The following is a 16,436-nucleotide window of genomic DNA, read 5'->3' on the forward strand; positions in this document are numbered from 1 at the left end:
AATAAAATGTGGGAATTTTAAAATTAAAAATCCTAATATTAAGTAAAGGTGATATTAAAATGAAATACATACATACAAAACAACAAGAAGAATACGATTGTGGAATTGCTTGTGTAGCATCTATTTTTAAATATTATCATTTGCATCATGGTATTAATTATCTTAGGGATCAAGTTACTTATAAAAATGGATATGATTTAAAAGATTTGATATCGTTATTCAGTCAAGTTAATCATTTTTCTTGTAAAGCTGTTGAGATAAATAAAGATGATATTGGAGAAGCACTAAAGCACATTGAAGGACCTTGTATAGCTTTAATAAATAAAGAGATCAATGAATCTTATGAAGGTCACTATATAATTATTTATAAACGGAAGAAAAATAAATTGGTAATAAGTGACCCGGGTAACGATAAAATATCTACAATTACTATTGATGAATTTAAAAAACATACTACAGGCATATTTCTTCTAATTGAATCTAAAAATAGTAATTCTGATAAAAAAACAAGTTATCATCAGAAATTTTTTAGAGAATTGATAAAAAATAATAAATTAAGTATCTCATTTGTCTTATGTCTATCCATCTTATTTGTTTTATTTTCAATTAGTAACTCATTCTTCTTTAAACTCGTAATAGATGAGATTATTCCTTACAATTATGATTACCTATTGTTAGAATTTACTTTGATTTTTTTAGGAATCAATTTTTTAAGTAACGCATTTGATTATTTAAGAACGTACATAATTAACAAGGCTGCAATAAAATTAGACCAATCTATATCAAAAGAATTTTTCAGGAAAATATTAAAATTACCTATTAATTTTTTTGAAAATAGGGATGATGGTGACATTATATCAAGATTTAATGATATTTATTATATTAGAAATTTAGTAAATGTAGCTTTTGTTTCAGTAATATTAAATACTGTAATTTTTTTAGGAATAGGATTTGTCCTTTATAGCATCAATGTTTTACTTTTTTTCACTGTTCTTATTTTGACGTTGATTTTAATAGCAATTACTTTTATGTATTATGATATTATCCAAAAAAGAAATAAAGATTCTATGAGTAAAAATGCTGATACACAATCGTTTTTAATACAATTTATAAAAAATATGACTAATATTTATTCTTTAAACAAGAAAGAATATTTTTCCTCTGCATTTAACAAAATATTCAATAGGGAACTTAATGCGGCGTTAAAAGAAGCAGTTACAATAACAAATAATAATGGACTAAAAAAACTTGTTCAGACTTCATTTTCTATCATATTATTATATGTTGGTGCTAAACAGATTATGGCGGATACTATATCATTAGGAGATTTGCTTTTTATAAACTCGTTAACTATGTTTATGCTAAGCTCTTTAACAGGATTAATTGAATTGCAAGGAGAAATTCAAAAATCGCTTGTCGCTAAGGATAGATTGACTGATTTAATGAATTATCCAGTAGTTCAAAATAAGCCTCAGACAGACATTACAAGGATTAAAGACATATCTATAGACAATTTAAACTTTAATATTAATGATCACTGTATTATTAAAAATGTTAATATGAATATTTCTAATAACGAAAAAGTTATTTTAATCGGTGAAAGTGGTTCAGGAAAAACTACGTTTTCTAAATTATTAAACAAACTCTATCAGACTAACCCATCACAAATATATATTAATGGTGTTGATATTAATGAAATTAATGACAATAGTTTAAGAAAGGAACTTATTTATTTAAATGAAAATCCATTTCTCTTCAAACATACAATTAAAGAAAATATATGTATGGGAGAATATTTTACTGAAGATGAAATTATTAAGGCTTGTCAAATTGCACATATTTATGATGTAATCACTTCACTTCCTAAAGGTTTTAATTTTGTAATAAATGATAGTAATTCCAATTTGTCTACGGGACAAAAACAGCGATTATGCCTTGCTAGAGCAATTCTTCACAAACCAAGTGTTTTAATTTTAGATGAATCGCTTAGTAATGTAGATCCTGATAATTTCAGGAAAATTTATGATGCTTTATTAGATTTAAATTTGATAATAATTTTTATTACACATAATCCTGAGTATATAACAAAATATGATAAGAAATTTATTTTTAGAGAAAAATCTATCTTCGAAATGCAAAGAGAATTTGAGAAACAATTAAATTAGAGGTGAATAAAATGTCAAAAAAAATCTTGTTTTCCAGTTTAGTTATTCTAATAAGTATAGGTTCTCTCTTTTTTATTTTCACTTCAAAAGACTTAGATAAACCTAACTATACTAATATCGATATGAAGGAATATAAAGGTAAAATAAACTCAAAAGATAATTTTTATATTTACGTTTACAAAACTAGCTGTACAGCATGCCAAACTACTAAGCCATCCTTAAATGAAGTGATTAAAGAAGATAAGAAAAAGGTATTTGCTATAAATATGGAGTCAGAAGAAAATATGGATATTGAATTTTTAAAAAAAAATAAAATTCAAAAAACACCTACTCTACTAAAATATAAAAATGGGGAAGAAATGAACCGGGTAGAAGGGATCCAATCTAAATCTGAATTAAAGTCATTTTTGGCAGAATAAAATTAATTTGATTTTTTAAAGGAGTAAATGTATGATATATTTTTCTTTTCTTGTTTCAATAGTAGCTACGATAGGGAGTTTATATTTTAGTGAAGTAAAGGGTTATGTTCCCTGTAGTCTATGTTGGTATCAAAGAATTTTTATGTACCCAATTCCTTTGTTAATTTTTATTTCAATACTAATTAATGATAAAAATATAAAATATTATCTTCGTTTTTTTTCATTGATAGGTATAATTATTTCTTCTTACCATAATTTCATTCAATTTACTCAACAGAAAAGTAGCTTTTGTGGTATTACAAGTAGTTGTTTAACAATCTATGATAAATGGGCAGGTTTTATAACAATTCCGCTCATGTCTTTAATAGCATTCATAATAATATTTGCTTTATCATTTTTTATAAACGAGAAGGTTCTATTACAAAATTCGAAAGAATCATAAACTGATTGATAAATGAGAAACAACGTTTGGGATGTAACTACTGGTTAAGTTGAAAAATTCAAGAAAATATAAAGTGGTTTTATAGATTTGGGATAGACGTTAGGCAATCGCTATTAATTGCTCAAAACATTCGATAAATGTATTACAAATAGTATTTCTCATTAAGTAGAATTAATAGACAAGTAAAAGGTAAATATAAAATGTTTTAAATATTAATTAAGATAGAAATTTAAATTGTGTACTTTTTACATAATAAGATTAGATTTAAACTGAAATATATATGATATTTAAATCTAGAGTAGGAAAAGAATAAAAGTTCAGCAATCATATATCGCTGAACTTTTATTCTTTATTCTTTCCAATTCTTCCTAAACTATCTTTAATGGTTGTTTCTCCAAGTTGAGTGTATAACAAAGCTGTATCTTGACTCGTATGCCCAAGTTGCTGCATCACTTGTAAGGAGTCTTTTTCTTCCATGTATAATTTATTTGCCAATGTGTGCCTTAATTTATGAGGGGACATTTTTTTACCATAGGCTTTAGTATATTTTTCTACTATATCTTGGATAGCCCTAACAGAAAGAGGCTGTGCAGTATGTTTATACTTTGATAAGAATACATTTTGTAATTCTTTCCCTGGAGCATATTTGTTAGCTCTAATCTCCATATAATTTTCAAGATCATTTAATGCAATTGGGGTAATCCAAACGGAATCTTCTTTGTTTCCTTTTCGGATTACATCAATTAGTCTTTCCTTTAAATTTATATCTTCCATGCGGAGATCGGCCAATTCACTTACACGAATACCACTACCAAGAAAGAGGGAGAGGATAGCTACATCACGCTCCTTATCTCTTAAGAAATAGAATAATTGATGTTTTGTTAAAGATTTTTCATGTTCGTACTTAACATAATTCAGAAATTCTTGATCATCATCATTATGGAATATTTTAGATCTCATACGTTTTGCACGAGCATTTAATGTTTCTTTATCTTTATGTATTTCAATTTTAGCCATTACATTTCTATAAAAATAGCATTCTCCATCTTCATTCTCTGATAGGGAGGTGAGGTACTTAAATAAAGACTTTAAGGCTGAAATTTTTCTGTTAACAGAGGAATTCTGCATGTTTTGTTGTAGTTTTAGAAACCTCATAAAGTTCTCAACATCTTTTTTCTTTAAATTCTCCAAATCAGAGAAAGATATGTCTTTAATGGGCTTAAATTCAATAATTTGTTCCGATAATAGCCAATTAAAGAAGACTCTAAAATCATATACATAATTTAGTAGGGTGGAGGGAGAGGCATCATGCAATTCTTTGTACTCCACAAATTCTTCTATGTAAAAGGGCATTTCATTTAAATTCTCGTATAATTTCTTACGATGTACAGATTTTTGACGTTGTTTACTGTAATCCATAAATATCACCTCATATATACTATAACAGAAAAGAGAATCGAACACAAGTTCGCGTTAAATTCAATTTTTACACAAACTTATTTACATAATTAAATTATGAGATGCTAAAAATACTCAATAGTGAATGGAATAATGTATTTACTCAAGTAAAAATTATAGATAATTAAGCTAGAAATTTGTATTTGACCATAAAAATGAGTGCAAAAACTAGATATAAATGTATGGAAAATAAAACAAATTTGATTTATAAATTTATACAAAAGATTAATACATGAATATAGTTTAAAAGTCTTTATAAAAATATAAATTGGTTTATATAATCATAATTATGGGGATTTAATTAGGTCAACGTGAGAAAAAATCTTATAAAGCAAAATGCAATTTACTATAAAAATTAGTAATGAGTTATTCAAAAGTTAATAATTTCTGTATAAAGTATGAATTATATAGGTACAAACCAACATACTAAGATTCATGCAACTAAGCTCGAAATCCCTAGATGCTGTTATTAGATGTTTATTTAACTCCCTTATTGTTCGTAAAATTGGTATTTCGTGCGAAGTTTGTGTGTTTCTTATCCGCCTAATCCTATTACCTTGTGTTCATTCAATGAATGCTTCCCATTTCGAAATTGACTTTATTGCATTCAAAACTCAGTTGCTTGTAATAACAAAAGAAATACTGTTATTTAATTAATTTTTCACTTCAATAGCGTATACTTTACTGAATATAAACGTTGTGTCTAATTAATAATACAGTTGGAATTCTTAAGTATTTCTCAATAGCATAACAATTCTTTTCATTTTGAGACATATTTTAACAACTTCAGATAAAAAAATATTATAAAAACTAAATATGATAATTTTAAAATTAACTCCGTCCCTCCGTCCCTCCTACGCTTAAGTCAATAAACAAGATTAAATACTATAAAGGACTTGTAATTCAATTCATTGTTTCTAATGAAATTGTATCTTCCTTATATAAAATTTCATTAGAAAGTTATATACATTTTTCTTCTTCTGTAACATCGATCTAATAACAATGGTTATAACTTCTTTTTATATAAGTTAGAAACAATATTTCCAATCTTCTTTACTCAAGAATATGAAGTAAATCACTATAATCTAATGCATAATTTTTAATCATCTCATTATTATTTTTTATAGTGAGTGGTTTGACACATGTTATGTGAAAATCTCTTCAATTACTTCATAACAATTAATTATCCAAATATAGCGACACCAAATCCATAGCACCTATAAATTCAATCTTATAACGTTTATTTCTTCAACATTACATGTCTGTTACTTAATAAAGTTCTGAGATTGCTTAAATGAAAAATACACCCTTAGGTAGACAGATTTATATTTTTTAACTGTCTATCTAAGGGTGTATTAATCTTTTTTATAAAGGTTTTTTATTTTAAATTACAACAATTTTTCTTATTACTATCTTCGTATTTCCTTCTAATTATATAAATAATTGGAGAACCTATGATTGTAGGAAGTAACCAGAAAATTAGAGGATTATAATTATTTAATACGGGTAATCTATTTACATTTACTACAAGAACCGCGGTTATAATAGCAATATATGAACCGAGAATGCTCCCTATATGTATAGCAAGCCAATTTTTACATTTAAACTTTCCAGCTAAATAACCTATTAGAGCTAAAGAATATGAAATAAACCCAATATAGAGTAAATGCGAACTGCTTTCCCAATGTATTATTGCCATACCTATTGTAGTTATTAAAACAATTATAAAGCTAAAATGATAAATTTCTCCTAATTTTTTATGTAGTCTCATTTTCTTTGGCGCGAGCATTGCTGCAAGTCCAGCTACAAGACAAATAGCTCCTACAAGAATATGTATAAAAAGAATCATTCTAAACATTTAACGTTTTTACTCTCCTTTTTGTTTAGAAATTAAGAGGATTAATCTTTATCCATGTATTGCTTAATTTTTCTCTCTTCCCAATTCTGAGTATTAAAGTAGTAAAAAAATACTACATAGAGTAAATGTACCAATATACCTATACCCCATCCAAAAATAGATTTAGTTACCCATAAATCGCTGGGAGATTTAATTAAATTTGCGATTATTAAGAAAATATTCACTGATACATATATAAATAAATGGGTGTAGAAACCTTTTAATCGCTTCATTTTTCTAATTGCATTTTGATGTCTTGCACTTTGTTCATTCTCCAAGATCAGTACCTTCCTTAATTCTATTAATTTTTAACTTCTTATTTTTTCTGTAAAATATTGAAATCAATATACTTATAAATATATACGGTAGAGCATGACTAAAAACTGTAGAAAATATGCTAGAAAATTCATCCCTTGTATAAGAGATTACATTGTCGGTATAATTTTTAAGTTCTCGATTAATGATTAAAATTTCTTGATCAACTTGTTTTGTAACTTGATCTGTAATTTGTTTTTTCACTTTTTCTTGTGCAGCTGAAGGATAATGAGATAAAGAATTTTCAACATTTTTATCAATTAAATCTTGTCTCTCCGATACAGAAACTTTAGGTTGTTCAATTACTTTTCCAAAAGTTGATTCACTACTTATTCTCACCTTAGTATTTTCTATAATTTCTAACCGTTTCTCCGGTGAAACATTAATATCTTGAGTTTGTTCTTTAGCATATGAAATTACATTTTGTTTTTTTGATTCAACCTCATGTGTAATAGAAGAGACAAATATAGCTACTGCTAAAACTACTCCAATTTGACGTAACATTGTAAATACGCTCTGTGAAGCGGTTAGCATTTCCCCCTCAAAAGAAGAAACACTTGCCATAGTTGCAGGAGAAATAATAAAACTAAATCCTACTCCAAGTGTTATACCAATTACTATTATTTCTGATACTGTACTAGAAGTGTTCAGGTGCGCTAACTGGAAATACGAAGTTGCTACAGCTAGATAACCAATGATAATGGGAATTACATAACCAATTTTCTTTACTAAGAATCCCACAAAATTCACTACAATAAAAATTGTCACTGAAATAGGAGTTATTAAAAGTGCTGCTTGTAATTCCGTTTTCTCTTGAAAGTTTGTTAAAAATTGAGGTAATAATACCATTACTCCAACTAAAAATAAGTATCCAGTTGATACTGCTAAAGTAGCTCCAACATATAAACGGTCTTTAAAAAGATTGAGGTTCACCATTGGATTTTGGCTATTTTTTTCCACTATAATAAACGTTATCAAAGTAATAACAAATATGAGGAAACAAAGTAACGATACAAAACTTGTCCATCCCCATGCGTTCCCCTTAATTAATACTAAATTTAAGCTGAAAATTCCAATCGCAGATAAAATGAGTCCGGCCCAATCTAGTTTTGCTTGCACACGAATATCTTTTTTGAATGGAAGGATTATGAAAGCAATGACTAATGTTACCATACAAATAGGTATATTTACAAAAAAGACCCAACTCCATCCAAGATTTTGAGCGATTAGTCCACCTATGCTAGGGCCAAGTGCTGTTGAAAGGCCTTGTGTAGCTCCTAATAAACTTAATGAAATATGCCTTTTGTTAAGTGGTAGTGATTCTATACCAATAATAGTAGCTACCGGTACTAAAATAGCTGCGCCTATACTTTGACAAAAACGAGCAAAAATAAGCATATCGCCACTTTCAGAAAATCCACAAAGAGCTGATCCACCTGCGAAAATAATGAGACCTATAATGAAAAATTTCATTTTCCCATAAATTTCAGCTAATCTCCCCATAGGAATTGATAAAACAGCAATTGTCATTGTATATGTATTTAACATCCAAGAACTAGTTTCTAATGTTGTATTTAAATCTTTCTGGATAGCTGGTAGCGCAATGTTCATTATAGTGGTATCTAATAAGCAAATAAAAATCCCTAAACACATTAGTAATAGAATAGGGAAACTGCTTATGTTTGATTTATGGTCCATATCTTCACCAACTTTCTTTTTTATAGAATATAATATTAAAAAGTATTACTTTTATGTAGACAAGCACCAGAGTAATTAGGTATGTGAGTTAAACTTATAACTGCATGTTTAATTTCATACGTCTGATACCAGAGAGTTGGTGCTCCTCTGGTATCCCGCTGAATAAAAATATCATTTAGGTTCGTTTTAGGGTGAATTTTATTATAAGCTAACTTTACTGCAAGACATGCCCCAATACGTTCTATAAATCTACCATTTGATTTTGCATATTGTATATCGTTTTTATGTAGAAACTTTAATAAGGAAGTATTATTATCCCACATATACTCTACTTTTTTATTATTTAGAATAATTAGTTGAAATTCCTCTGTTTGCTCGTAATAAAAAACTAAATTATCCCATAAATTTTGCATATCAGCTTTCATATTTCCCTACCACAATGCTAGTATAAGTGCCACCGAAGTTTGCAGAATTAAAGATAAAATTATTTGCAGATTTTAGTTTTTGATTTTCTGTTGCAAAATTTAACTTATAAATAGGTTTTTTTACCTTTAACCCTGGAATTTTATGATTATTAAATGCTTGTAGAGCAGCTACAATATGAATTGGAGTCATTCCACTTAGATTATATCCATTTTTATTACTTAAAGTAGTTACTGGGATCTTGGTTCCACCAAAGTGACGAATAGCATTCACTTCTGTAAGATCCATAGAACGTAATCCTCGAGCATCAGAGAAAATTGCATCAATATCATCAACAGAAAGACTACTTTCTTTTAATGCATCATTCATTGCAAAAGAATATGCCTTACCATTTGGGTTATTTCCAGCAATTCTATATGCATCGGACGAAATACCATACCCTTTAATTTGTCCATAAACATTTGCTTTTCGTTCTTTGGCATGTTTTTCTGACTCTAAGAAAATAGCTGTACTTCCACAAGATAAGGCCATTCCATCACCTTCTCTCTCAAATGGATAAGGAGAATTTCCTAAAATACCAAGTCTATCGTAACCAGCATGTATTGTTTCAGTATACTCGTCTGCTACAACTACTAAGGCAGCATCAATTAATCCTTGGTTTATCATATGGTATGCATATGCAATTGATTGACTCCCCGCAACATTTCCCGTACAAATAGTGGTAGATGGACCTTTAATTTGAAAAGCTGAACAAATATGACCGGCCGCTGCATTCATTACTGTATTAGGAAATTGGCTAGGGTTAACTTTCTTTACGCCATCTACTACAATAGTTCGATGTATATCTTCAACAGTTTGAATTGGACCTGAAGATGTACCATAAATCACTGCAATTTTATCACTATTATCACGGTTTATTTTAATTCCTGAATCATTAAGTGCCATTTTAGAGCTAGCTAAAGACAATTTCCCCAATAAGTCTAAGCGTCTAATTAGAGAAGGATTAATATATTTTAAATATTTCTTTTCAGGAACTAATGCCCCCATCTTTCCAATATATTGTTCTTTTTCAAAGTTGATGGTGTCTATAGCACTAGTGCCTTTTTCAATTGATTCCCAAAGTTCATCTTTACCGATACCAAGAGGTTGTACGCAGCCAATACCAGTAATTAAAACTTTTTGTTTAAACTCTGGTAATACATTAGTCTGTTTGTGCTTTTCCTCATATTTCTTAAAAATTAGCGATGCATTATTTCCTCCAAAAGCAAATGAATTAGATAGTACTGTATTAATAGGCATCGATCTGCTAATGTTAGGGATGAAATCCATATTATATGGATTTTTAGCAAAACTAATTGTTGGAGGAGCAATTTGATTCATTAAAGAAAGTACGCATGTAATTCCCTCAACGGCACCCGCAGCACCTAAAGTATGCCCTATCATTGATTTAGTACTACTTACTGGCACGTTTTTATCTGTATTTGAAAAGAGATTTTTTAGTGCTGTTGTTTCTGCTGAGTCATTGGCTCTAGTACCCGTTCCATGTCCATTTACATAATCTATATCTTGAGGGGTTATATTAGAACGCTCTAATGCCATTTGCATAGATTTAAATGCACCAGCTCCACCAGGATTTGGTGCAGTAGGATGATATGCATCACTTGTTAAGCCAAATCCCGTTACTAATGAAAGTATTTTCGCCCCTCTTTCTATAGCACGATCAAGTCTTTCGAGAATTAGAATACCGGCCCCTTCAGCGAGTGTGATTCCTTTACTCTGTGAATAAGGGGAACAAGGTTCGTCAGATAAAGCTTTTAAACTATTAAAACCAGCTAGTGATAACATTGATAAAGGATCTGCTCCCCCAACAACTAACATATCAGCCTTACCACTTTTAATTAATTCAATCCCATACCCTATTGCGTTGCTTCCTGCAGAACAAGCTGTAGAAATAGCAACTTTAGGTCCCATTAGATTAAATCGCATACTTAAGAAATCTGCTGCAGTATGAAGAGGGTATGATAATAAAAGATTGGGGTCTGTATGTTCATAGCCCGTTCTTATCCATTGCTTATGAAACTTTTCACCGTTAGGAATCCCACCTAGAGATGTACCCAAGATGACACCTTGTTTAAAAGAATTATAAAAACCTGTAGGTATATTGGCTTGCTTCAGAGCTTCTGATGCAGCTAAAAAAGATAATTGTGTACATCTTTCCGTCTCTTCCATCTCTTTTTTTGTCATGAATTTTTCAGGGGAGAAGTTTTTTACTTCTCCCGCATAATTTGTTAATAATTCACTAGAATCCAGTTGAACCATTTCACTAATACCAGTTTTTCCTGATTGTACTTTATCCCAAAACTCATATTGATTGTTTCCTAATGCAGATAAAATACCTAATCCTGTTATTGCAATTTCCATAGTAATCCTCCTTAACCAATACGAATCGATAGACTCTTTGGATAAATCATTGGACTTGAAACTGTCTTAATAGTCATATCGTTATCTAATGTGAAAGTTAATCCCGAAGCTACATACATTTCATCTAAATAAGCTACACCAATATTTCTATTAAGTCCAGGTGAATAAAGTGCATGCTGAATATAACCCACCTTATTTCCATCAACTATTATATTTTGATTTTTAGATATCTTTGAATCTGATGTAAAACATACTAGTACCTGAGATAAGCCTGAAGTTAAACCTTCTAAATTTTTATCTTTCCCAATGAATTCCTTATTAAAATCAAGCAACCAATTCACACCTGATTCTACTATTAATTTACTGGAAGTTGCCTCTTTAGACAAATCTGGAAAGCGAACTTCTAATCTACAAACATCTAAAGCATCTAAACCGATTTGTCGAATATTGATTTCAGATAGATCATATGCAAATAATGCCTTCCAAAAAAGATTTATTCCTGCTTCAGGCCCAAAAACTTTATATCCATATTCTGCTGTATATCCTAATCGAGCGATATACAGGTTGTGTCCCTCAAAGTTAAATGGTGCAAAGTTTTTATATGGAAGAATCTCGATAGGAAAAGGTAATAAAGATTGCGCGACTTCCCACGATTTTGGTCCTTCTAGCTGAATCATATGAAGCTTTCCAGCTAAATTTTCTATTACTACACCATCTTTTAAACGTGACTGTAAATAATCTTGAGCTTTTTCTGAAAGACTTGGTTCTATTTCCAGTATATAGCCATTTTCCATAACATAAACAGTTAAATCTGCCACTAAGTGTCCATCTTCATCTAACATTAAACAATTGACAGTTTGTTCCTCAGTTAAATAGTCTAAGTCTTTAGTAATTATTTCTTGTAAAAAAGAAGCAGCAGCATCACCACTTACTTTTAAAAATGTGTTAAACGAAAAATCTAAAACTGCCACCTCTTCCCTAATAGCTTTGTATTCTTCCTCCAAGCCATTAAAAAAACAAGGAACGTTTTGATTACCAACTATTTTAGTTATCGCCTCTACTGATTCATTTGCAGGAGATTTTCTATACGTCATTTTTATTCATCCTTTTTTTTAAAATTTTACACCTTTTCAGACACACTAATTGAACCTTCTACTACAATTTTTCCGTTTACTTCCGCCCAGACTTTCACTTGACTTAGTGCACCCATTTTTCCAACTACCTTTGCACGTAAGATTAGCTGATCACCTGGTATAACTTTATTTTTAAATTTTATATTCTTAACGGCTGCTAAATATCCTACTCGATCAGCATAATTAGTATCATTTAAAATATCGTTTGATTCTAATTCCACGATAGCTTTTGATACATAAATTACTGCAATTAATTGTGCCATTGCCTCAATTATAAGAACACCTGGCATAATTGCTTCTCCTGGAAAATGTCCTTGAAAGAATGGTTCATTTGCTGTGACATTTTTAATTGCTTCACCCTCAACTCCTGGGTTCAGTTTATTGACTCGATCTATTAATAAAAATGGATAGCGGTGAGGTATCATATTTTTTATTTGATCGAGCTCTAAAGGTAATTTTAATAATTTCTTATCTAATAGATCATTCATAGATTTTCATTCCTTTGTGAGGTAATAAAATCAGCGATTTTATTAATTGAACCCAGAACTTCCATATTATCGTCTGTTAGCATCACATCAAAAACTTCTTGTAGAGCAATTGAGATTTCAAGAGTATCGATAGAATCCAACTCTAGTCCTCTACCAAATAAAGGTTGATTATCAGCAATCCATGCCGGTTCAATATTTAAAGAAAGTCTTTCGACAATTTCTGTCTTTATTTGTTGGCAAAGTTGTTTACGTTCATTAACTTGTTCTAATAAATCATCTTGAGTTATTGTTGACATTTTATTTTCCCCTTTAATGTTTTTTAAGTAGTTAATCCGCCATCAACCACTATGCATTGACCCGTTATGTAGCTTGCTTTAGATGAAGCTAAAAAACCGATTGTTTCTGCGACTTCATCCGCTTCACCTATTCGCCCTAATGGAATATGTTGAATATATGAATCTAAAGTATTCTGTGGCATATTGTTTGTCATACCAGTTTGTATAAATCCGGGTGCTATACAATTTACACGAATATTATAAGAAGCTAACTCTCGAGATAAAGTTTTTGTCATGGCAATAATTCCGCCTTTTGAAGCACTATAATTAGCTTGACCTGGTTGGCCTTTTAATCCACTAGTTGAAGAAACATTAATAATAACGCCCTGTTTTTTTGTGGCCATCATCTTGGAAGCTTCTCTTATACATAGGAAAGTACCTTTTAAATTAATATTTAGTACATCATCCCAGTTTTTATCTCCCATCATCATTAACCAACTATCTCTTGTAATACCCGCATTATTTACTAGAATATCTAGTTGCCCCCATTTATTCTTTATAGTTCTAAACATCTCTCTGACAGAGCTTACATTTGATACATCAGCACAAACAAAAAGTACTTGATCTTGTTTGTTAGACAGCATTTCTTTAAGTTCTTTAACGTAGTTTCCTTCTTTGGAATAATTGATTATCACCTTTGCACCTTCATTTAAAAAGTAAAGTGCAGTTGCTCTTCCAATTCCTTTACTTGCGCCTGTAACTAGGACAACTTTGTCTCTAAACACCTACTTCCACCTCCCTTTCTAGTTGCTTTTTAAATCTCAGTAAGTCACTCCTGTTCCCGATGTTTGTGACATTTAAATTTCTGTGGGATGATTTTATTAAACTAGATAAAACACGTCCCGGTCCGATCTCAAGGACTAAGTCTGGTTGGAAAGACTCAATTGTTTCCATGGATTTTTTCCATAAAACAGATGATATCATCTGTTTTTTTATTAATGTAATAATACTCTCTTCACTCACCTCAGCTTCACCATTTACATTCATTACAATAGGCGCTGAAGGTTCATGGAATTTCGCAAGTTCTAAATAGTGAGAAAAACAACTATTAGCATCGTTCATTAATACACTATGAAAAGCTCCACTAACTTTTAAAGGGATGGTACGGGCCTTCAACTTATTTTCAATAACATTCTTGAACTTTGCTATTGATTCATTAGCCCCACTAATAACTAGTTGGTTCGCAGAATTGTAATTAGCAATTGTTATAGTATTATGTTGTTCTTTTATCTCTTCATGTAATAAAGAAATTATTTTTTGCTCAGGGCTTAACACAGCCAACATTCCACCACTATTCTTTTCACAAGCTACACTCATTAATTTCCCTCTAATTTTAACTAAATTGAAGCCTTCCTCGAAACTTAGTGCGCCAGAGGCAACAAGGGCAGAAAACTCACCTAAACTATGTCCCCCGAACAAAATTGGTTTTAGGGAATATTTGCTTGATATAAGTTCAAACAAAGTAACGCTTATAACAAAAATATACGGTTGAGATATTTCTGTTTTTTCAATTAATTTTATATTATTAGGATAAAAAAGTTCATCTAAAGTTAAATTAGCTAATTCTGCTACTTTGCTTAAACGTTCTGCAAACAAAGGAAGAGAAAGAAGGTCTTTTCCCATACCAATAACTTGACTACCTTGTCCTGGAAAAACAACTGCTACTTTTTTATTCAATACTTTCAACTCCTTTCTATAAGATTAAATGAGTAACAATACAGTCCTTGAATTCTTTATACGATCCCATAATAGAATTAGTAGGTAGATCAACCCTTTCATACAAAGGGTCTCTTAGCGTAACTAAGAGTTCATTGTTGGGCAATATATCTACTTGAATGTCTTTAAAACAAAAACCCTCCGGTAGTTGTTTGATTATTTTGACAACTGATTCTTTAGCGGAAAATAAAATTGCCCACTGATGTGAATCATATTGTTCTACCTCATCAGTAGTCAAGATACGAGAAATAAAAGGTTCTCCACTTCTTGATACGGCTAACTTAAATCTTTCAATATCAACTAAGTCAATCCCAACCCTAATCATTTGTAAATCTCGAAAACACTCAAAAACTTATCCTTTTTTTCCTGTGAAAATCTAACATATAATTTATGAGTTTTTTTATCTTGTAATGCATGACGACTTGTTCCTTCAGCTATTAACAATTTTCCCTGTGATTTTAAAATCTGGTATTCAAACTGAAATGTAAAACCCAAAGTAGAAGACATTGCAGCTGAAGAGGGATGTTTCATTCGAGTTCGAATAATAAGTTCATCTCCATACTTAGCGGGCTGACGATATTTTGCAGTGGTTTCTAAAGTTATTACATCAAATTCATCTGTCAAGTATTCTAAATCTACCTTTTCAGCGACATATTCTCTTCCTAAATCAAAATAAAGAAAGTAATTTCCGTAATATACATGATTTTGAGAGTCCACTTCTGACCATCTTACTCTTACTTTTGTTTCAAGCCATTTCATAATCCTCTACCCTTTCTAATTTTTTATTATAGGGACCAACCACCATCTATTGAAATACAGGAACCCGTTATAAAAGAAGCCTGAGGTGACGCTAAATAGGCGACCAATTTTGCGACTTCTTCTGCTTTACCTGTTCTTCCAATAGGGGTTTGAGCTAATTTCATCACTAATTTTGAGGCACCAGGAATTTTCTTTGTATCCTGACAAAATGAACGCACAAAAGAAGTTTGAATAGGTCCTGGAGATATTGCATTAACTCTAATTTTTTTTGGTGCTAACTCTTTTGCTAGACATTTAGTTAATGTAACAAGAGCAGATTTCATTACCGTATAAATTGCTGACTTCTCTTCATAAGTTTCTCCGAGTACAGAGGAAATATTGATTATACTTGGACTCTTAGATTTAAGTAGAAAATTACTCGCTCTTTTACTAAACACTAACGCGGATTTAAGATTTATATGAAATCCAAAATCCCAGTCTTCTTCTGAAGTATCGAGAACCCCACCTAACTTCATAGCACCTACTCCATTAAACAAAAGGTCTAAATGTTTTTCCTGGGAAGAGAAGTAAGAAAAAAAACTACTAATATCTTTCTCATTTAAAACATCACATATAATGGGAATGATATTATTATCATCCCCATTATTTACAATTAACTTTTCGTTCTTATCTAATGCATAAACTCGATAACCTTGTAATACTAATTCGATAGCAGTTGCTCTTCCAATTCCTGATCCTGCACCAGTAACTATAGCGACCTCCATATT

Annotated in this window: 17 protein-coding genes; 3 read left to right on the plus strand and 14 right to left on the minus strand. The window is 30.4% G+C overall.

All coding sequences use genetic code 11. From position 1 onward, the window contains the following. Positions 1-59: 59 nt before the first annotated feature. From AC3WTI_RS21765 to AC3WTI_RS21775, 3 genes are read left to right on the plus strand one after another with little or no spacing between them, the layout of a single operon-like run. Positions 60-2,165, plus strand: coding sequence for a peptidase domain-containing ABC transporter (locus tag AC3WTI_RS21765; protein ID WP_097841932.1), 2,106 nt, complete (start codon positions 60-62; stop codon positions 2,163-2,165). Between the two features lie 11 nt (positions 2,166-2,176). Then, positions 2,177-2,584, plus strand: coding sequence for a thioredoxin family protein (locus AC3WTI_RS21770; RefSeq protein WP_097841931.1), 408 nt, complete (start codon positions 2,177-2,179; stop codon positions 2,582-2,584). A gap of 31 nt (positions 2,585-2,615) precedes the next feature. After that, a complete protein-coding gene (locus tag AC3WTI_RS21775; RefSeq protein WP_097841930.1) occupies positions 2,616-3,026 on the plus strand; it encodes a disulfide bond formation protein B in 411 nt (136 codons plus the stop codon). 342 nt (positions 3,027-3,368) lie between these two features. On the opposite strand, the gene xerS is transcribed toward AC3WTI_RS21775, so the two are convergent. The 14 genes from xerS to AC3WTI_RS21845 all read right to left on the minus strand — a co-directional run bounded on the left by xerS (position 3,369) and on the right by AC3WTI_RS21845 (position 16,433). Further along, positions 3,369-4,445, minus strand: coding sequence for a tyrosine recombinase XerS (gene xerS / locus AC3WTI_RS21780; RefSeq protein ID WP_097841929.1), 1,077 nt, complete (start codon positions 4,443-4,445; stop codon positions 3,369-3,371). A 1,417-nt stretch (positions 4,446-5,862) separates the two neighbouring features. After that, entirely contained in the window at positions 5,863-6,342 is a 480-nt protein-coding gene (locus AC3WTI_RS21785) for a DUF2306 domain-containing protein (protein ID WP_097841928.1), read from the minus strand. Between the two features lie 41 nt (positions 6,343-6,383). Further along, positions 6,384-6,659, minus strand: coding sequence for a 2TM domain-containing protein (locus AC3WTI_RS21790; RefSeq protein WP_097841927.1), 276 nt, complete (start codon positions 6,657-6,659; stop codon positions 6,384-6,386). Next, a complete protein-coding gene (locus AC3WTI_RS21795; RefSeq protein WP_097841926.1) occupies positions 6,649-8,394 on the minus strand; it encodes an MFS transporter in 1,746 nt (581 codons plus the stop codon). Before AC3WTI_RS21795 ends, AC3WTI_RS21790 begins: the two co-directional genes overlap by 11 nt. A gap of 35 nt (positions 8,395-8,429) precedes the next feature. Then, on the minus strand, positions 8,430-8,819 hold the full coding sequence (locus AC3WTI_RS21800; protein WP_097841925.1) for a hypothetical protein: 390 nt from the start codon (positions 8,817-8,819) through the stop codon (positions 8,430-8,432). Next, entirely contained in the window at positions 8,809-11,238 is a 2,430-nt protein-coding gene (locus AC3WTI_RS21805; RefSeq protein ID WP_097841924.1) for a beta-ketoacyl-[acyl-carrier-protein] synthase family protein, read from the minus strand. The genes AC3WTI_RS21800 and AC3WTI_RS21805 overlap by 11 nt, the downstream gene beginning before the upstream one ends. Before the next feature lie 11 nt (positions 11,239-11,249). After that, a complete protein-coding gene (locus tag AC3WTI_RS21810; RefSeq protein ID WP_097841923.1) occupies positions 11,250-12,332 on the minus strand; it encodes a glycine cleavage T C-terminal barrel domain-containing protein in 1,083 nt (360 codons plus the stop codon). A gap of 26 nt (positions 12,333-12,358) precedes the next feature. Further along, on the minus strand, positions 12,359-12,859 hold the full coding sequence (fabZ, locus tag AC3WTI_RS21815) for a 3-hydroxyacyl-ACP dehydratase FabZ (RefSeq protein ID WP_097841922.1): 501 nt from the start codon (positions 12,857-12,859) through the stop codon (positions 12,359-12,361). Continuing rightward, the gene (locus tag AC3WTI_RS21820; RefSeq protein ID WP_097841921.1) at positions 12,856-13,155 is read right to left on the minus strand and encodes an acyl carrier protein; all 300 of its coding nucleotides are present in this window, start codon (positions 13,153-13,155) and stop codon (positions 12,856-12,858) included. Before AC3WTI_RS21820 ends, fabZ begins: the two co-directional genes overlap by 4 nt. A gap of 23 nt (positions 13,156-13,178) precedes the next feature. Further along, on the minus strand, positions 13,179-13,919 hold the full coding sequence (fabG, locus tag AC3WTI_RS21825; protein ID WP_097841920.1) for a 3-oxoacyl-[acyl-carrier-protein] reductase: 741 nt from the start codon (positions 13,917-13,919) through the stop codon (positions 13,179-13,181). Further along, a complete protein-coding gene (locus tag AC3WTI_RS21830; RefSeq protein ID WP_144488512.1) occupies positions 13,912-14,871 on the minus strand; it encodes an ACP S-malonyltransferase in 960 nt (319 codons plus the stop codon). The genes fabG and AC3WTI_RS21830 overlap by 8 nt, the downstream gene beginning before the upstream one ends. A gap of 16 nt (positions 14,872-14,887) precedes the next feature. Then, positions 14,888-15,235 (minus strand): holo-ACP synthase, encoded by a 348-nt coding sequence (locus AC3WTI_RS21835; RefSeq protein ID WP_097841918.1) that lies wholly within the window; start codon positions 15,233-15,235, stop codon positions 14,888-14,890. Next, complete coding sequence (locus tag AC3WTI_RS21840; protein WP_097841917.1) at positions 15,232-15,669, minus strand: acyl-CoA thioesterase; 438 nt, start codon at positions 15,667-15,669, stop codon at positions 15,232-15,234. Before AC3WTI_RS21840 ends, AC3WTI_RS21835 begins: the two co-directional genes overlap by 4 nt. A 26-nt stretch (positions 15,670-15,695) precedes the next feature. Further along, on the minus strand, positions 15,696-16,433 hold the full coding sequence (locus AC3WTI_RS21845; protein WP_492304408.1) for an SDR family NAD(P)-dependent oxidoreductase: 738 nt from the start codon (positions 16,431-16,433) through the stop codon (positions 15,696-15,698). Positions 16,434-16,436: the final 3 nt, after the last annotated feature.

The organism is Bacillus sp. EB106-02-03-XG38 (genome assembly GCF_058792175.1).